The sequence below is a fragment of the Bosea sp. OAE506 genome (assembly GCF_040546595.1).
Taxonomy (GTDB): Bacteria; Pseudomonadota; Alphaproteobacteria; order Rhizobiales; family Beijerinckiaceae; genus Allobosea.
Map to the genome: position 1 here is coordinate 4,451,765 of NZ_JBEPOB010000001.1, position 15,482 is coordinate 4,467,246.

Sequence of the window (15,482 nt, forward strand, 5' to 3'; positions counted from 1 at the left end):
TGGCGATTGCTTGGACGCTTCCAACTCGCTAACGATCATAATCAGCGATTTTCCTCCACGATGAAGCCCCCGGGAAGCAGATCATGCTCGATAGCGTCGACAGGCGGATGCTCGCCGTTCTTCAGGAGGACGGCCGCATCACCAACCAGGATCTGTCGGAGAAGATCGGACTTTCGCCCACGCCCTGCCTGCGGCGCCTGAAACGTCTCGAAGAAAGCGGCGTGATCCAGGGCTATTCCGCAACCGTCGACCCCAAGGCCTATGGCCTGCCCTTCAGCGTCTTCGTCTCGGTGCGGCTGTCGCAGCAGACGCAGGAGCACATCGCCGAGTTCGAGAGAGCGGTCGAAGGCTGGAACGAGGTCACCGAATGCTACCTGATGACCGGCAGCCAGGACTATCTGCTGCGGGTGCTGACGGACGGCATCGAGGGCTATGAGCGCTTCCTGAAGCAGAAGATGACGCGGCTGAAATGCATCCAGTCGGTCGAGTCGAATTTCGCGCTGGCGACGGTGAAGAAGCGCATCGGCCTGCCGCCGCTGTAAGCGGCTAACGCCCCGCGAAGAGAGCCTCCGCCGCGGCGGCGGCCATCCGCCGCGAATCGTGGCCGACGCCGGGCACGAGGATCTCGCGCCAGGGGCTTTCCACCTTCAGCCGGGCCGCCTCGGTGGCCGCCACGGCCATGAAATGGCGTCCCCGGGCGAGCCGGTTCGGCCCCTGCGCATCGGCTGCGCGACTATGGTTCAGCTGCGGATGGGCGGGGTCGTCGTCCCGCTCGCCGAGCATCACCACAAGCGGCTTCGCAAGGGCGGTTGCCAGCGTCGCCTCGGTCGCAGGCGTGCCGGCCAGCGAATAGGGATAGGCGAAGCCGCCCGCCTCGCCCCGCCGAGGCAGGGTGTAGTAGCCGGCGTTGGCGCTGATCGCGGTCGAGAAGCGCGCCGCCGGCATCAGCAGGACCATGCGGTGGACGAATTGCGCGCCGGCCGAGTGTCCGAACAGGACATAGCTCGGTCCTGCGACGCGGCCGCTGGCCAGAGCGCGATCGAAAAAGCGCTCGATGCTGGCATAGACCCAACGGGCCGGATCCGCCTCGTCGCGCACGCCGCCCTGCTGGAACAGCCGCGTCGGGAAGCGGTCGCGGTCGAAATGCGGCGCCGCGATCAGCAGGCCATGGCGCTCGGCCGCCTCGACCCAGTTCTCGCGGGCGGTCTCGGCATTGCGCTCCAGACCGTGGATCGCGATCAGCAGCGGACAGGGTTTGCCCGTGCAGGCCGCCGGCACATAAGTCTCGACATTGATCGCCTCGGCGCCGGCCGGCGAGACGTCCTCGTGGATCACATGGCTGCGGCCGGGCTCCTGGAACGGCGTCGGGTCATGGGCCGCGGCGCCGTGCAGGCTCCAGCCCAGCAGAAGCGCCACCATCACCCCCCGACCGGACATCGCCATGGCAAAGATCCTCCGCGGAGGCGACATTGCGCGGGCACCCCCGCGGCGGCAAGCCCCGGTCTCAGGCGCCCTTGCCGCGGTCCATGGCCCGGCGGACGACCTGCGTGACCTCGCTGTCGGACAGGAAGAGATCGTGGCGGAGCATGCTCCAGCCACGCCCCGAGGTGTCCGCGACGCGCACGCCCAACGCCTCGAGCCGGGCGCGGTCGGTGGCCCCGGCGCGGGCCACGCCACCGGCGATGCGGGCCGAAACGGCAAGCGCCCGGTCACCGGGGTCGATGATCACCGTCATGCGGCGGGCGAGCGGGCCGAGGCGCGATACGGTCTGCTCGAAGGCGTCGATGTCGACATCCGGCGAGGCGAAGATGACCGAACCGATGCGGGCATAGACCTCGGCCGAATCGCGCAATTCGCGCAGCCCCTCCAGCGTCAGGAAGCTTCCCATGGAATGGGCGACGATATGGATGCGCCCTACCGTCGGGTTGGCGACCAGGGCCTGCAGCGCCCTGACGAAGCCGTCGCGAGACCACAGCGCGCTCTCGCGGTCATAGGCGTAGTCGAAAAGCTTGCCGCCCGAGGGCCAGGTGAAGATCGCGGTGCGGCCCTGGAACTCCAGCGAATGCGAGAGCTGCCCGGCGCTGCGGGCGGCCGATTCGAAGGTCTCGTTGAAGCCGTGGACATAGAGCAGCACGTCGCGGCCCGTCGCGGCCTGCGCGAAGGCGCGGGCGGGATCGGAGGAATCGGCGGCGTCGACACCGAGCACCGCCCAGTCGCCGCTGACGACCGAGGAAATCTGGCCGGAAATGCCCCTCGCCGGTGGCGACAGTCGCACCTCGGCGAAGGTCAGCGAGCCGCGATCGCTGCCGAAATAGGGCTGGCGCGCCCCCAGCGAGCGCCGGGTCGTGACGACCAACAACTCCGGCTCCTTGCCAAGGGCCGAAGCATCGGCCCGGGTCGGCTCCGCGAAGGGCGAGACCGTCGCCTCGCTCTGGGCGCAGGCCGACAGCCCCAGAGCCAGAAGCCCCGAGATCGCTAGACGGCGTGAGGGAGCGTGCCGCGAAACTGGCATCGTGTCAGGAATCCGGTCGGTTGTGGGAGGCCGAGTTGGCCAGCGCACTCTTAACGACAGGCTAACGCGGCCAGATTGCGGCGGCGCCCCGCTTGCGCTGCAGAGGGTATCGGCGTGCCTGTCAGCGGCGGCCGGACACGATCGCCGCGGGCGCGGTCACCACCAGCCCCACCGTCGAGCCCACCGTGCCGACGACGCCCCCCGCGATGTCGCCGACCCGATCGCCAAGCCCGGGCCCGGCGGTGGCGATGCCGCCATCCTCCTTCAGGCGCTGGCCGATCATCTGCACGACCTTGGGCGAGGAGGCGAACTTGCTGTGATTCAGAGGATCGCCCGAGGATTCCGCCGAGAGGTCGATGATCCGCGCGCCGAGTTTCTCGAGATCGGCGATGATCTGCGTGTCCTTGGCGGAGACCGCACCGAGGCGGGTCTTGTCGCCGGCGAAGCGGCGCGAGAAATCCAGCGCCCTGTCATCGGCCGAGACGAAGACGGTGACGGGACGCTTGATCTCGCGCATCTGCGTCTTGAACACGTCGAGATCGACATCGGGCGCGGCCAGAATGATGTCGCGGAGTTTGCCGCCGAAGGTGCCGTCCCCACGGATCGCGGCCTGCCGGATCGTCTCCAGCGTCAGCAGCGTACCCATCGAATGGGCGAGGATGTCCATGCGCGTGGTGCCGAGGTCGCGGGCGATGGCGCGCAGGTTCAGTTCGAGGAAGTCGCGGGAATAGAAGGCGCTCTCGCGGTCATAGGGATAGGCCAGCAACTGCCCTCGCGAGGGCCAGGTGAAGAGCACCGGCACACCCTTGAAGCCCGAATCATGGACGATCTGGGCAAAGCGATAGGCGGCATCGGCGAAATTCGTGTTGAAGCCGTGCACGAAGACCAGCACGTCGCGCTGTGAGGCGGGCCGCTTCAGGATTTCGCGGCGGACATCCGCCACGATGGGCGCGAGATCGAGCCGCTGCACATTGGTGACGGCGAAATGCTTGGCGGGGTCGCTCGGGCCCGAATCGGGCAGTTCCAGTTCGCCCGACCGGTGGCTGGGGGGGACGGTAAAGTCGAGCCTGGCGAAGGACAGCCGCGGCCCGCGCTCGCCGCTGAAATAGACCGGCTCCGCCGATGCCTCGCGCGTCGTCGCGACGAAGATCTCGACCTTGCCCGCGACCTCACCGGTGGCACCCCTGCTGATCTCGAGCACCCGCGGCGTGCCGCAGGCGGCCAGCGCCAGGGGAGCGAGCAGCGCCAGAACCAGGATCTTGAACCGCACCACCGCCTGCATCGTCCTCATCGCCCGAAAGCGCCGCCATGACGCAGGCCGGTCGGTCGGCAACATTAGGGAGGCCGCCCTCCTCCCGAACCTTGTCGCATGACCCCCGGCCTTGCTAGGTGGACTCATGGCCGATCTCAGCGCTCCTGTCACCGCCCTCGCCGACGGCCTCCTCGCCGGCGACCGTGCGGCGCTGGCACGCGCGATCACGCTGGTCGAGTCGCGCCGGCCCGATCACCGCCGGCAGGCCAGCACCCTCGTCCAGTCGATCCTGCCGAAGACGGGAGGCGCGATCCGGGTCGGCATCACCGGCGTGCCGGGCGTTGGCAAATCGACCACGATCGATGCGCTCGGCAGCCTGCTCACCGGTCGCGGCCACAAGGTCGCAGTGCTGGCGGTGGATCCCTCATCCTCGCGCAGCGGCGGCTCGATCCTGGGCGACAAGACGCGCATGGCCCGTCTCGCAGTCGACGCTCGCGCCTATATCCGCCCTTCGCCATCCTCCGGCACGCTCGGTGGCGTCGCGGCGCGGACTCGCGAGACGATGCTGCTCTGCGAGGCGGCGGGTTTCGACGTCATCCTGGTCGAGACGGTCGGCGTCGGGCAGTCCGAGACGGCTGTGGCGGAGCTGACCGATTTCTTCCTGGTTCTGATGCTGCCCAATGCCGGCGACGAGTTGCAGGGCATCAAGAAGGGCATCATCGAGCTCGCGGACATGATCGCGGTCAACAAGGCGGACGGGGCTGGCGCGACCGCCGCGCGCGCCGCCGCGGCGCAGTACCAGGCGGCGCTGCACATTCTGGCGCCTTCGTCTCCGCTCTGGTCGACGCCGGTGGTGACGATCTCGGGGCTGAGCGGCGACGGGCTCGACACGCTCTGGGCCAAGATCGAGGATCACCGCGCCCGCCATGAGGCGAAGGGGCTCATCGCCCGAAAGCGCCATGCACAGGACGTCAAATGGATGTGGGCCATGGTCGAGGACCGGCTGCGGGCGAAGCTGCGCGACGACCCGGCGCTGAAGGCCGCGACGCCCGCGCTCGAAGCGGCTGTCGCGGCCGGCAAGCTGGCACCGACGCTCGCAGCCGACGACATCGCGCAGGCGTTGGGATTGTAAGCCGATGAAAGAAGCCCGCCCCGACATTCTGGTCACGGGCTTCGGCCCTTTCCCGCGGGTGCGGGTCAATCCGACGACCGCTCTCGCGCGGGCCGTGGCAAGCCGACTGCAGGCCGCCGGCTTCGCCGCAGAGGCCCTGATCCTGGAAACCAGCTATGCGGGAGGGCTGCCGCACCTGCGCGCCCATCTCGCGGAGGTGCGCCCCCGGGCGATCCTGATGCTGGGCCTCGCTGCGCGCGCCCGCAAGATCCGGGTCGAGCTCTTCGGCCGCGGCCATGCCAGCCCGCTCCATCCCGACTCCAGCGGGGCGACACCGACCGCAAGGCCGTTGCCGGCCGCCCTTCCCCTTTGGACGACGGGGAATCCGCAGGCCGCGCTGGCCGCACTGCGCCGCCACGGGCTGCGCAGTGCGCTGTCGCCCTCGGCCGGGCGCTATCTCTGCGACGCCTGCTACGCGGCCGCCCTCCGGCCTAACCGCAGTAGCGGCGTGCCGGTGATCTTCATCCATGTGCCGTGGCTGCGGCCCGCGCCCGGCGCCAAGCCGCAAGCGCGGGTCGCCTCCTTCCGCCCGTCAACGGCAAGTCTCGTCGCCAGCCTCACTGAGATGGGGATCGACCTTGCCCGGCATGGGCGAAGATCCGGCTGAGCACGTCCCGGAACGACACAGGCGGCCACGGCATGGGGCTTGAACCAGCGGTGCCATGGCCATGACCTCCCCTGCCATCTCGCGACGCTCGCTGCTCGCGACGGCCGTTTTCGGCACAGCCGCACTCGCGGCCGCGCCGCTGCGCGCCCAGACGCCGCAACGCGCCGTCCCGCTCGGGGGCCTCGGCCTCGATGCCTCCCAGTTCGGGTTGCGACCCGGGTCGCCCGACGATCAGTCGCGCCAGCTTCAGGCCGCACTGGCGGAGGCCGCCCGCAGGCAGGCGCCGCTCGCCATCGCGCCCGGGCGCTATCGCATCGGCCGCATCGTCCTGCCCGAGGGAGCGAATCTCGTCGGCGTGCGGGGCGCGACCGTCCTCGTCGCGGCGCAGGCGGGACCTTTGTTGTCGGCTCGCGGCGTCGGGCGGGCGTCACTGCGCGGGCTGACGCTGGACGGGCTCGATATCCCCGCCCCGGCCAGCGAGGGGCTGCTCGTGGCCGAGGGTGTCGGGCAACTCGACATCCAGGACTGCGCCTTCGCCAGGGCCGGTTCGGTCGGGCTCCTGCTGAACCGCTCGGGCGGCTTCATCGAGGGCAGCGAATTCCGGTCGATGCGGGAATCGGCGTTGTTCTCGCTCGACTCGCAGGGACTGCGGATCGAGCGCAACTCTGTCGAGGATTGCGGCAACAACGGCATCCAGCTCTGGCGCAGCCAGGCGGGCGACGAGCGCTCCTTTGTGCGGGGCAACCGGGTCGAGCGCATCCGGGCCGATGCCGGTGGCGACGGGCCCAACGGCAACGGCATCAGCCTGTACCGGGCCGGTGGCGTCATCATCGAGGGCAATCAGCTGCGCGACTGCGCCCTGACCTTCATCCGCAACAATTCCGGCACCAGCGTCCAGATCCTCGGCAATCAGGGCCGGCGCTGTGGCGAATGCGGACTCTATTCGGAGTTCGCCTTCGAGGGCGCGATCATCGCGAACAATCTGATCGAGGACTGCGCCCAGGGTGCCAACATCACCAATCTCGACCATGGCGGCCGGCTCAGCGTCTTCGCCAACAACATCGTCCGGCGCGCCCGCAAGGGACTCTATCCGGGCGTGAAGGAGCCGATCGGCGGCATCGGCGTCCATGTCGAGGCCGAAGCCGCGGTCACCGGCAACGTCATCGAGGACGCCAGCGAGATCGGCATCTCGCTCGGCTGGTCCTGGGGCATGCGCAACCTCGTCGCGACCGGAAACATGGTGCGCCGGACCGGCATCGGCATCGGCGTCTCGCTCGTTCCCAAGCAGCGCAATGCCGTGATCTCAGGCAACGTCATCGCCGAGGCGAGCCGCGGCGCGGTGGTCGGAACGGAATATGGGAAGGCCGTGACGGGCGATCTCACCCGGGGCCCCGACGCCCGGGCCACGGGCGTGCGGGTCGAGAACAACGCGGTGGGCTGAGACGCAGCCGGCGTCTCAGCCGCCCGACCCCGCCCTCACCCGGCCGACCTCGATGCCGTTCCAATTCGTCATCACGCTCTCGCGCAGCGGCGCGAAGGCGGCGCCTTCAGCCTCGTCCATCGGCAGGAAGCGCGCGATCAGGCTGGCCATCACCACCTCCGCCGCGCGCCCGGCGCCGTCATCGCATTTCAGCGCGATGCCGTAGCCCAGCTCCGGGAGGGCCCCGCAATACACGCCTTCGGCGCCGGTCTTGATGAAGATCCGCTCGCGCAACAGCTCCATGGCGCGGGTGTCAAAGCGGCCGGTGCCGGCGACCATGAAGGGATGAGCCGCGGCGGCCTTCCGGATGCGGGTAGCGGCCTCGGCGCGCTTCGGTCCGAAGCCGTGTCCTGTGCCGAGGCGGGCGAAGCCGAGCGCCAGGGCCTTCAGCGGCACGGCATAGGTCGGGATCGAGCAGCCGTCGGTGCCCATCAGGTCGCGCGAATGGGCTGCGCCGGTGACCTCCTCGAGCGCGCCGCGCACGGCCTTCTGCACGGCGTGCTCGGCCCGGATATAGCCCGCGGGGTCTTCGTCGATGCCGCAGGAGAGACAGACGAATCCGGCATGCTTGCCGGAGCAGTTGTTGTTGAGTGCGCTCGGCTCACGGCCGGCCCGGGCCATCGCCCGCGCAGCGTTCTCGTTGGTCGGCCAATGCGCGCCACATTCGAGGCAGCCAGGCTCGCGCCCGGCCTTGGCCAGCATGGCGGCGGAAGTCTCGGCATGGAGCGGCTCGCCCGAATGGGAGGAGACGGCGAGTGCGATCTCGGCTTCGGTGAGGCCGTAGCGGTCGGCGGCGCCGCTCTCGAGCAGGGGCAGCGCCTGGATCGCCTTGACCGCAGAGCGCGGGAACACCGGCCGCTCGACGTCGCCGGCCGCGAAGACCACGGCGCCGTCGGCATCCATGACAATGGCGGCGCCGCGGTGGCGCGACTCGACCGTGTTTCCGCGCGTGACCTCGGCCAGAATCGGGTTGTCCATCGTCGTCTCCGGGTCGCAGCGGTGTCGGCATCGGTGCGGGGCCATGCGCCCGGCGCGCAGCCTTGTGCCGCCCGCGGCTCGACCTGTCAAAAGCGATGGCGCAAACTGGCAGCAACCGCCATCAGGACCGTGGCGCCCCGAGCGGGCCGCGTCTGCCTATCGGGCGAACCGGAGCCGAGCCATGTCGAGCGACTACGAAACCCAGTACAACAACCGCGCCCGCGTGCCGGAGCATCCGCAACTGATCGCCGGCTGGGCCCGCGACGCCGAGGCCTATCGCAGCGAAGCGCCCGCCGAACTCGGCGTCGCCTATGGCGAAGGCGAACGCCAGCGCTACGACCTGTTCAAGCCGGAGACGCGCAGCGGCAACGCCATCGTCATGTTCATCCATGGCGGCTACTGGCAGGCGCTGGACCGCAGCTTCTTCTCGCATATGGCGCGCGGGCTGAACCGCCGCGGCCTGCCCGTCGCGGTCGTCGGCTACGATCTCTGCCCGCAGGTCGAGGTCGGCCATATCATCTGGGAGATGCAGCAGGCCGCGGCTGCGCTCTGGCAACGCTATGGCCTGCCCGTTGTCGCCACGGGCCACTCGGCCGGCGGGCATCTCGCCTCCTGCCTGCTCGCGACCAACTGGGCCAATGTCGAGGACGGCCTGCCGGAGCATCTCGTGCCGGCCGCCTATGGCATTTCGGGCCTCTACAACCTGAAGCCGCTGACGGAGACGAGCATCAACGGCGCGCTCAAGCTCAGCTTCGAGGCTGCCGAACGCGAGAGCCCGCTGTTCTGGCCCGCCCCCTCCGGCCTGGTGATGGATGCGGTGGTCGGCGGCGACGAGAGCGAGGAGTACTTCAAGCAGAGCCGTCGCATCGTCGATGTCTGGGGCCTGTCGGGCGTCCAGACCCGCTATGAGGAGATCGCCGGTGCCAACCACTTCACGGTGATCGCCGGCCTCGCCGATCCCGAGAACGGCATGACACGCCGCATCGCGGAACTCGCCGGCGCTTGATCTGCAGGGCTGTGAGGTTCTATCGAGAACCCTCGGCCACACTCCGGAGCCCGTGATGCAGACCTTCTTCGTCGAGATCAAATGCAAGCTCGGCAAGACCTATGAGGTCGCCAGCGAGCTCGCCGATCGCGAGATCGCCTCGGAGATCTACTCGACGGCGGGCAATTACGACATCCTGGCGAAGTTCCATGTCGCCGCGGATGTCGATATCGGCCATTTCGTCGCCCAGAAGGTGCAGTCGATCCCCGAGATCGCCGACACCCACACGATCATTACCTTCAAGGCGTTCTGAGCCCTATCCCGGCACCGCAGCGCGACACGAAAAGCGATTCCTGCCAGAGGCTTGAATCGATCTCTTCAGCTGTCGCGCAAGGGCCTTCACACGCTGATTCAACCGCGCAGTTCCTGCCGCTGCGATCGCGTGTGCCGGCAGCGGCGACCCCTGCCTGCGATTAATGCATGTTCTGCGCTTGACGACCTCCCCTCGTTCGCGCGACCTCGGCTGCTCCTGACATTGAGCCTGCGCCGCCGGAGCCGCCGCGATGAAGAGCAACCTGTCCCCCGATCTCCGCTCCGGCGCGCTCGTCTACCACCGCCAGCCCCGCCCCGGTAAGATCGAGATCCAGGCGACCAAGCCGCTCGGCAACCAGCGCGACCTCGCGCTGGCCTATTCGCCCGGCGTCGCCGCCGCCTGCGAGGCGATCGTGGACGATCCTTCCCAGGCTGCGGAGCTGACCTCGCGGCAGAACCTCGTCGCCGTCATCACCAACGGCACCGCCGTGCTGGGGCTGGGCGACATCGGGCCGCTCGCCTCCAAGCCGGTGATGGAGGGCAAGGCCGTCCTGTTCAAGAAATTCGCCGGGATCGATTGCTTCGATATCGAGGTCGAGCAGAAGAACATCGAGAAGTTCGTCGAGGTCGTCGCGGCGCTGGAGCCGACCTTCGGCGGCATCAATCTCGAGGACATCAAGGGCCCGGAATGCTTCGAGATCGAGGAGCAGCTCAAGGCCCGGATGAACATCCCGGTCTTCCATGACGACCAGCATGGCACGGCGATCATCGTCTCGGCGGCCATCCTCAACGGGCTCGACCTGTCGGGCAAGAAGATCGGCGACGTCAAGATCGTCGTGTCGGGCGCGGGCGCAGCCGCGCTGGCCTGCCTCAACCTGCTGGTCGAGCTCGGCGCGCAGCGCAAGAACATCTGGGTCACCGACCTGGAAGGCGTCGTCCACAAGGGCCGCAACACCCTGATGGACCGCTGGAAGGAAATCTACGCGCAGGAGACCGACGCCCGCACCCTGGCCGAGGTGATCCCCGGCGCCGACGTGTTCCTCGGTCTCTCGGCCGCCGGCGTGCTGAAGCCCGAAATGGCCAGGGCGATGGGTCCCAAGCCGCTGATCCTGGCGCTGGCCAACCCCAATCCCGAGATCACGCCCGAGGACGCGCTGGCCGTGCGCCCCGACGCGATGATCTGCACCGGGCGCTCCGACTATCCCAACCAGGTCAACAACGTCCTCTGCTTCCCCTACATCTTCCGCGGCGCGCTCGACGTGCAGGCGACGACGATCAACGAGGCGATGAAGCTCGCCGCCGTGCGCGCCATTGCGGCGCTGGCGCGCGAGGCGACGTCGGACATCGCGGCGCGTGCCTATGGCGGCGAATCCTCGACCTTCGGCGCGACCTCACTGATCCCCAACCCGTTCGACCCGCGGCTGATCATCCGGATCGCGCCGGCCGTGGCGCAGGCGGCGATGGCGACCGGCGTGGCGCGCAAGCCCCTTCCCGACATCGACGCCTATCGCGAGGAGCTGTCGCGCTTCGTCTTCCGCTCCGGCTTCATCATGAAGCCGCTCTTCGCCCAGGCGAAGGCTGACCCCAAGCGCGTGATCTATGCCGAGGGTGAGGACGAGCGCGTGCTGCGGGCGGCGCAGGTGGCGCTGGAGGAGGGGCTCGCGATCCCGATCCTGATCGGTCGCCCGAGCGTGATCGAAAGCCGCGTGCAGCGTTTCGGCCTGTCGATCCGGCCGGGCATCGACTGCGAGGTGATCAACCCCGAGGACGACCCGCGCTATCGCGACTATGTCCAGACCTATCTCGACATCGCCGGCCGCCGCGGCATCACGCCGGAGGCCGCCCGCTCGCTTGTGCGCACCAACAACACGGTGATCGCGGCGCTCGCAGTGGCGCGCGGCGAGGCCGATGCGATGATCACCGGCCTCGAGGGCCGGTTCATGTCGCGGCTGCGGCACATCAAGGACATCATCGGGCTGGCACCCGGCGTCTGCGACATCTCGGCGATGACGCTGATCATCACCAACAAGGGCGCCTTCTTCCTCGCCGACACCCATGTGAAGCATGATCCCAGCGCCGAGGAGATCGCGGACATGACAGTGCTGGCGGCAAGCCACGTCGCCCGCTTCGGCATCGAGCCCAAGATCGCGCTGCTCTCGCACTCCGATTTCGGCGCCGCCGATACGCCCTCGGCGCTCAAGATGCGCAAGGCGCTGGGCCTGATCCGCGAGCGCGCACCGGATCTGGAATGCGATGGCGAGATGGAAGCCGATACCGCGCTGGTGGCGATGGTGCGCGAGCGCGTGCTGCCCTCCTCGCGGCTGAAGGGCGTGGCCAACGTGTTGATCTTCCCCAACCTGGACGCCGCCAACATCGCCTACCAGTTCGCCAAGGTGCTGGCAGATGCGCTGCCGGTCGGGCCGATCCTGATCGGCGCGGCCAAGCCCGTGCACATCCTCACCGGCTCGGTGACCGCGCGCGGCGTCGTCAACATGACGGCGGTGGCGGTGGTCGAGGCGCAGGAGCGGGCGGCGGCGGCCGGCTGAATCCTGCATCCGTTGCGGCAGGGACACGGGCTCTGCCATGATCGCCTCGGCCTGCCTTCCCGAGGGCGGTGCCGTTGCCTTGGGGGGAGCCGGTCTTGAGTCCTGCGACGATTCTGCGTGCCCTCGGCCTGCTGGCGGCGCTGGCCGTCGCAGTCCTTCCCCCTCCCGCTGCAGCAGAAGGCGCCCCGATCGGCGAGCCGCTGCGGCAGGAAAACGGCTTCCTGCGCGTCCAGGCGAAGGGGCGCGAGGTCCGGCTCGAAAGCCTGATCGTGCGGCCCGAGGGCGCGACCGGGCGGCTGCCGCTGGCGATCATCACCCATGGCCGCAACAGCAGTTCGCTCAGCATGGGCGATCTGCGGGCGGCCCGCTACGCCACGCTGGCGCGCGACCTCGCCCGCCGGGGCTGGCTCGCCGCGGTGGTGATGCGCCGCGGTGCCGGACAGTCCGACGGGCCGCTGCCGTCTCTGGCCTCCTGCCCTGCCCCGGATATCGCCGGCTCATTCGGCGACGACGCTGATGACATCGAGGGCGCGCTGCGCGCCCTCCAGGCACGACCGGATGTGGATGGGCAGCGGGTGATCCTGCTCGGGGAATCGGCCGGCGGCGCCACGGCGATGTCGTTGATGCGCCGCAAGCCGCCAGGCCTGCGCGGCGTCGTCAACGTCGCCGGCGGGCTCAATCTCGAGGGCTGCACCGAGCGCGGACAGGACGCGCTGGTCGCGGCCATGACCGCCTGGCAGGGGCCGGACGCTGTGCCGCAACTCTGGATCTATGCCCGCAACGACGAGCTCTTTCCGCCGTCCCTGGTCGCGCGCATGCGCAAGGCGGCGCTCGATGCCGGGGCGGATGTGCGCTTCATCGACCTGCCGGAGCTCAAGCCGCGCGGCCACATGGCCTTCCTGCATGGACAGGGGCGCCATTTGTGGCTGCGCGAGATGGACGCCTCGCTGCGTGCCTGGGGCCTGCCGACGATCCCCAGCGATCGGGGCCGCTCCTTCCACGTCAAGCTCGGCCTGACCACGCGGCTCGATGTGTTCGAGCGCTATTTCACGGGCCCCGGCGAGCGGGCGATGGCGCTGAGCCGCAGCAAGAAGGAGTTCCGCTACTGGTTCGGCACGACCGATCTCGAGACCGCAAAGGCCAATGCGCTGCGCGACTGCGGAGCTCTGGCAACCGACTGCGTCATCGCCTTCGAGAACGACCGTTTCCTGCTGGACGAGCCGAAATGACGAAACAAGAGGCACTTCGCGGGCAGGGAAGCCAATTTACTTTACGTTAATTATGCCGTATTGAGGAACTCATTCTGCCTTGGGCGGGATCACAGTTGGCCTGGGTTGATTCGTTTTTGCCGATTGCAGCAACGCTGCGCAAACGAAGCTGAATACCAGGAGCATTCCATGGTCATGTCGCTGATATACAGCAGCCATTGTCGGCTGCCTGACGGCCATCATTTCGAAGACGGAATGGAGTCGATCCGGACCGTAGCGGCCGCACAGAATCATGTCTTCGATATCACAGGCTTCATGTTCTTCTTCGACCGGAAATTCGTCCAGATCATCGAGGGCGACTTCGACAACGTCGCCAACCTCTACAAATGCATCCGCCGGGACGCGCGGCATGACAGCTGCCGCATCGTCGAATTCTGTGAAATCCCCCAGCGTTGCTTCGCGCCGGGGATGCTGGCTCACTCGATCGAGTTCATCCGCGACAACGCGGCCGAGTTGCAGGTGAAGATGCGGTTCCTGAACAAGTTTATCGGCGAGTCCGGCCGGGATTCGATCAAGATCCGCGACCTGCTGCTATCGATCGCCTCCGAACTGCAGAAGAAGAGCCATTTCCCCAAAGGCAATGCGACCCATCGGTCCGGATTCGCCGCGCCGGTCGCCAGAACCGCGGCCGGCCACGCCTGACGCTGAGGGCCGCGAGTGCCACCCTGTCTCGCGGCCCCTTGGCGGCGTCTTCGCGTCGCGCTCTACTGACGTCCCGCCCGGCCGGGTTCACTTGCGCCGGCGGCAGCAGGGACCGCGCCCGATGCCTGGAATTCGGAGCCTCTCATTCGTTCTGACGATCGGGTTGGTGCTCGCGACGGCTGGGGCCGCGCTGGCCCAAGGCGTCCTTCATCGCAGCCATGACGGCGACCCTGGCAGTCTCGATCCGCTGCGGACGACGAGCGTCGCCGAGGCGCATCTGCTGCGCGACCTCTATGAGGGCCTCGTCATCCATACGATGAAGGGCGAGATCGCGCCGGGCGTGGCGGAGAGTTGGACGACCAGCGAGGACGGGCTGGTCTGGCGCTTCATGCTGCGTCGGGATGCGCGCTGGTCGAATGGCGAGCCGGTGACGGCGTCCGACTTCGTGTTCTCGCTGCGGCGCATGGTCGATCCGCGCTCGGGCGCGCCCTATGCGACCCTGCTCGATCCGATCCTGAACGCCGAGCGCATCCACAAGGCGGCCGAAGGTGCGCGCGTGGAGGATCTCGGCGTGTCGGCCCCGGAGCCCGGGCTGCTCGAAATCCGGCTGGAACGTCCGACGCCGCATCTGCTCGAACTGCTGGCGCACCAGGCCGCGCTGCCTGTCCACCCGGCGACCGCGGACCGGCCCGGCCGGCTGGCCGCGCGGGTGGCGGACTGGGTCTCGAACGGCCCCTATGTGCTGAAGGAATTCGTGCCCAGTTCCCATATCCGGCTGGACCGCAACCCCGCCTTCCACAGCGCCGCCGAGGTCCGCATCGAAACGGTGATCTCCTACCCCATCGCCGATGCGGCGGTCGCGGCGCGGCGCTTCGTGGCGGGCGAGCTGCACCTGACCACCGACATCCCCACCGACCAGATCGCGGCCCTGCGAGGGCGGCTGGGCGCACAGGTCCGCGTCTCTCCGGCGCTCGGCACCTATTTCCTGCTGCTCAACACGGCCAAAGCCCCCTTCTCCGATGCGCGGCTGCGCCGGGCGCTGTCGCTCGCGATCGACCGGGAGTTCATCGCCGAGCGCGTCTGGGCCGGCACCATGCTGCCGGCCTATGGCGTGATCCCTCCCCATATCGGCAATTATGGCGAACGCGCCGAACTCGACTTCAAGGCCGCCTCCCCGCTCGAACGTGAAGACGAGGCGAAGCGGCTGATGGCGGCCGCGGGCTACGGAGCCGGCGTGCCGCTGCGCATCGAGCTGCGCTACAACCGCAATGACAACAACCGGCGCACCATTGCGGCCATCGCGGAGCAATGGGCGGCGATCGGCGTCGAGACGTCACTGATCGAGACCGACAGCGCGGCGCATTTCGCCCATCTGCGCGAGGGCGGCGATTTCGACGTCGCCCGCTATGGCTGGATCGGCGACTATTCCGATCCGCAGACCTTCCTCTTCCTGTTCCGGAGCGACAACACTGCCTTCAATGTCGGTCGCTATGCCGATCCGCAGTTCGACGCGCTGTTGGGGCTCGCGGCCGGCGAAGCCGATCTCGCCAGGCGCGCCGCGATCCTGCGGGAGGCCGACAGCCTGATCGTCCGCGACCAACCCTGGATCCCGGTGCTGCACTATTCGCACAAGAACCTCGTCTCGAACCGGCTCGCCGGCTTCGCGCCGAACCCGCAAGGCGCGATCCCCTCGCGCTTCCTGAGCTTTCGCCCCTGACAGAAGCGGGGC

Annotated in this window: 14 protein-coding genes; 10 read left to right on the top strand and 4 right to left on the bottom strand. The window is 68.6% G+C overall.

Annotated features, from left to right (window positions below; translation table 11 throughout):
- Positions 1-83 precede the first annotated feature (83 nt).
- Complete coding sequence (locus tag ABIE41_RS21665; protein WP_192642292.1) at positions 84-542, top strand: Lrp/AsnC family transcriptional regulator; 459 nt, start codon at positions 84-86, stop codon at positions 540-542.
- Positions 543-546: 4 nt separating this feature from the next.
- Here ABIE41_RS21665 and ABIE41_RS21670 read toward each other — a convergent pair whose 3' ends face one another.
- The 3 genes from ABIE41_RS21670 to ABIE41_RS21680 form a co-directional block, all read right to left on the bottom strand.
- Positions 547-1,443 (bottom strand): alpha/beta hydrolase family protein, encoded by an 897-nt coding sequence (locus tag ABIE41_RS21670; protein WP_192642293.1) that lies wholly within the window; start codon positions 1,441-1,443, stop codon positions 547-549.
- A gap of 61 nt (positions 1,444-1,504) precedes the next feature.
- A complete protein-coding gene (locus tag ABIE41_RS21675) occupies positions 1,505-2,512 on the bottom strand; it encodes an alpha/beta hydrolase (protein ID WP_192642294.1) in 1,008 nt (335 codons plus the stop codon).
- A 121-nt stretch (positions 2,513-2,633) separates the two neighbouring features.
- Entirely contained in the window at positions 2,634-3,803 is a 1,170-nt protein-coding gene (locus ABIE41_RS21680) for an alpha/beta hydrolase (protein ID WP_192642295.1), read from the bottom strand.
- Between the two features lie 106 nt (positions 3,804-3,909).
- On the opposite strand from ABIE41_RS21680, the gene meaB reads away from it, so the two are divergent.
- The 3 genes from meaB to ABIE41_RS21695 all read left to right on the top strand — a co-directional run bounded on the left by meaB (position 3,910) and on the right by ABIE41_RS21695 (position 6,983).
- Positions 3,910-4,896, top strand: a complete 987-nt coding sequence (meaB, locus tag ABIE41_RS21685) for a methylmalonyl Co-A mutase-associated GTPase MeaB (RefSeq protein WP_192642296.1) — start codon at positions 3,910-3,912, stop codon at positions 4,894-4,896.
- Between the two features lie 4 nt (positions 4,897-4,900).
- The gene (locus tag ABIE41_RS21690) at positions 4,901-5,542 is read left to right on the top strand and encodes a pyroglutamyl-peptidase I (protein WP_192642297.1); all 642 of its coding nucleotides are present in this window, start codon (positions 4,901-4,903) and stop codon (positions 5,540-5,542) included.
- 61 nt (positions 5,543-5,603) lie between these two features.
- Positions 5,604-6,983 (top strand): TIGR03808 family TAT-translocated repetitive protein, encoded by a 1,380-nt coding sequence (locus tag ABIE41_RS21695; protein WP_192642298.1) that lies wholly within the window; start codon positions 5,604-5,606, stop codon positions 6,981-6,983.
- Positions 6,984-6,998: 15 nt separating this feature from the next.
- Here ABIE41_RS21695 and ABIE41_RS21700 read toward each other — a convergent pair whose 3' ends face one another.
- On the bottom strand, positions 6,999-8,000 hold the full coding sequence (locus ABIE41_RS21700) for an asparaginase (RefSeq protein ID WP_192642299.1): 1,002 nt from the start codon (positions 7,998-8,000) through the stop codon (positions 6,999-7,001).
- Positions 8,001-8,181: 181 nt separating this feature from the next.
- Between ABIE41_RS21700 and ABIE41_RS21705 the strand changes: the two genes are divergently transcribed.
- The 6 genes from ABIE41_RS21705 (at position 8,182) to ABIE41_RS21730 (ending at position 15,470) form a co-directional block, all read left to right on the top strand.
- Positions 8,182-9,006: an alpha/beta hydrolase gene (locus ABIE41_RS21705; protein WP_192642300.1), complete on the top strand. Its 825-nt coding sequence runs from the start codon at positions 8,182-8,184 to the stop codon at positions 9,004-9,006.
- Between the two features lie 55 nt (positions 9,007-9,061).
- Positions 9,062-9,298 (top strand): Lrp/AsnC ligand binding domain-containing protein, encoded by a 237-nt coding sequence (locus ABIE41_RS21710; protein WP_038361355.1) that lies wholly within the window; start codon positions 9,062-9,064, stop codon positions 9,296-9,298.
- Between the two features lie 250 nt (positions 9,299-9,548).
- Complete coding sequence (locus ABIE41_RS21715; protein ID WP_192642301.1) at positions 9,549-11,843, top strand: NADP-dependent malic enzyme; 2,295 nt, start codon at positions 9,549-9,551, stop codon at positions 11,841-11,843.
- A gap of 95 nt (positions 11,844-11,938) precedes the next feature.
- Positions 11,939-13,072 carry an alpha/beta hydrolase family protein gene (locus ABIE41_RS21720; RefSeq protein ID WP_192642302.1) on the top strand — a complete coding sequence of 378 codons (1,134 nt, stop codon included), beginning with the start codon at positions 11,939-11,941 and terminating at the stop codon, positions 13,070-13,072.
- Positions 13,073-13,240: 168 nt separating this feature from the next.
- Positions 13,241-13,753, top strand: coding sequence for a BLUF domain-containing protein (locus ABIE41_RS21725; protein WP_192642303.1), 513 nt, complete (start codon positions 13,241-13,243; stop codon positions 13,751-13,753).
- A gap of 121 nt (positions 13,754-13,874) precedes the next feature.
- Positions 13,875-15,470 (top strand): peptide ABC transporter substrate-binding protein, encoded by a 1,596-nt coding sequence (locus ABIE41_RS21730; RefSeq protein WP_192642304.1) that lies wholly within the window; start codon positions 13,875-13,877, stop codon positions 15,468-15,470.
- Positions 15,471-15,482 lie beyond the last annotated feature (12 nt).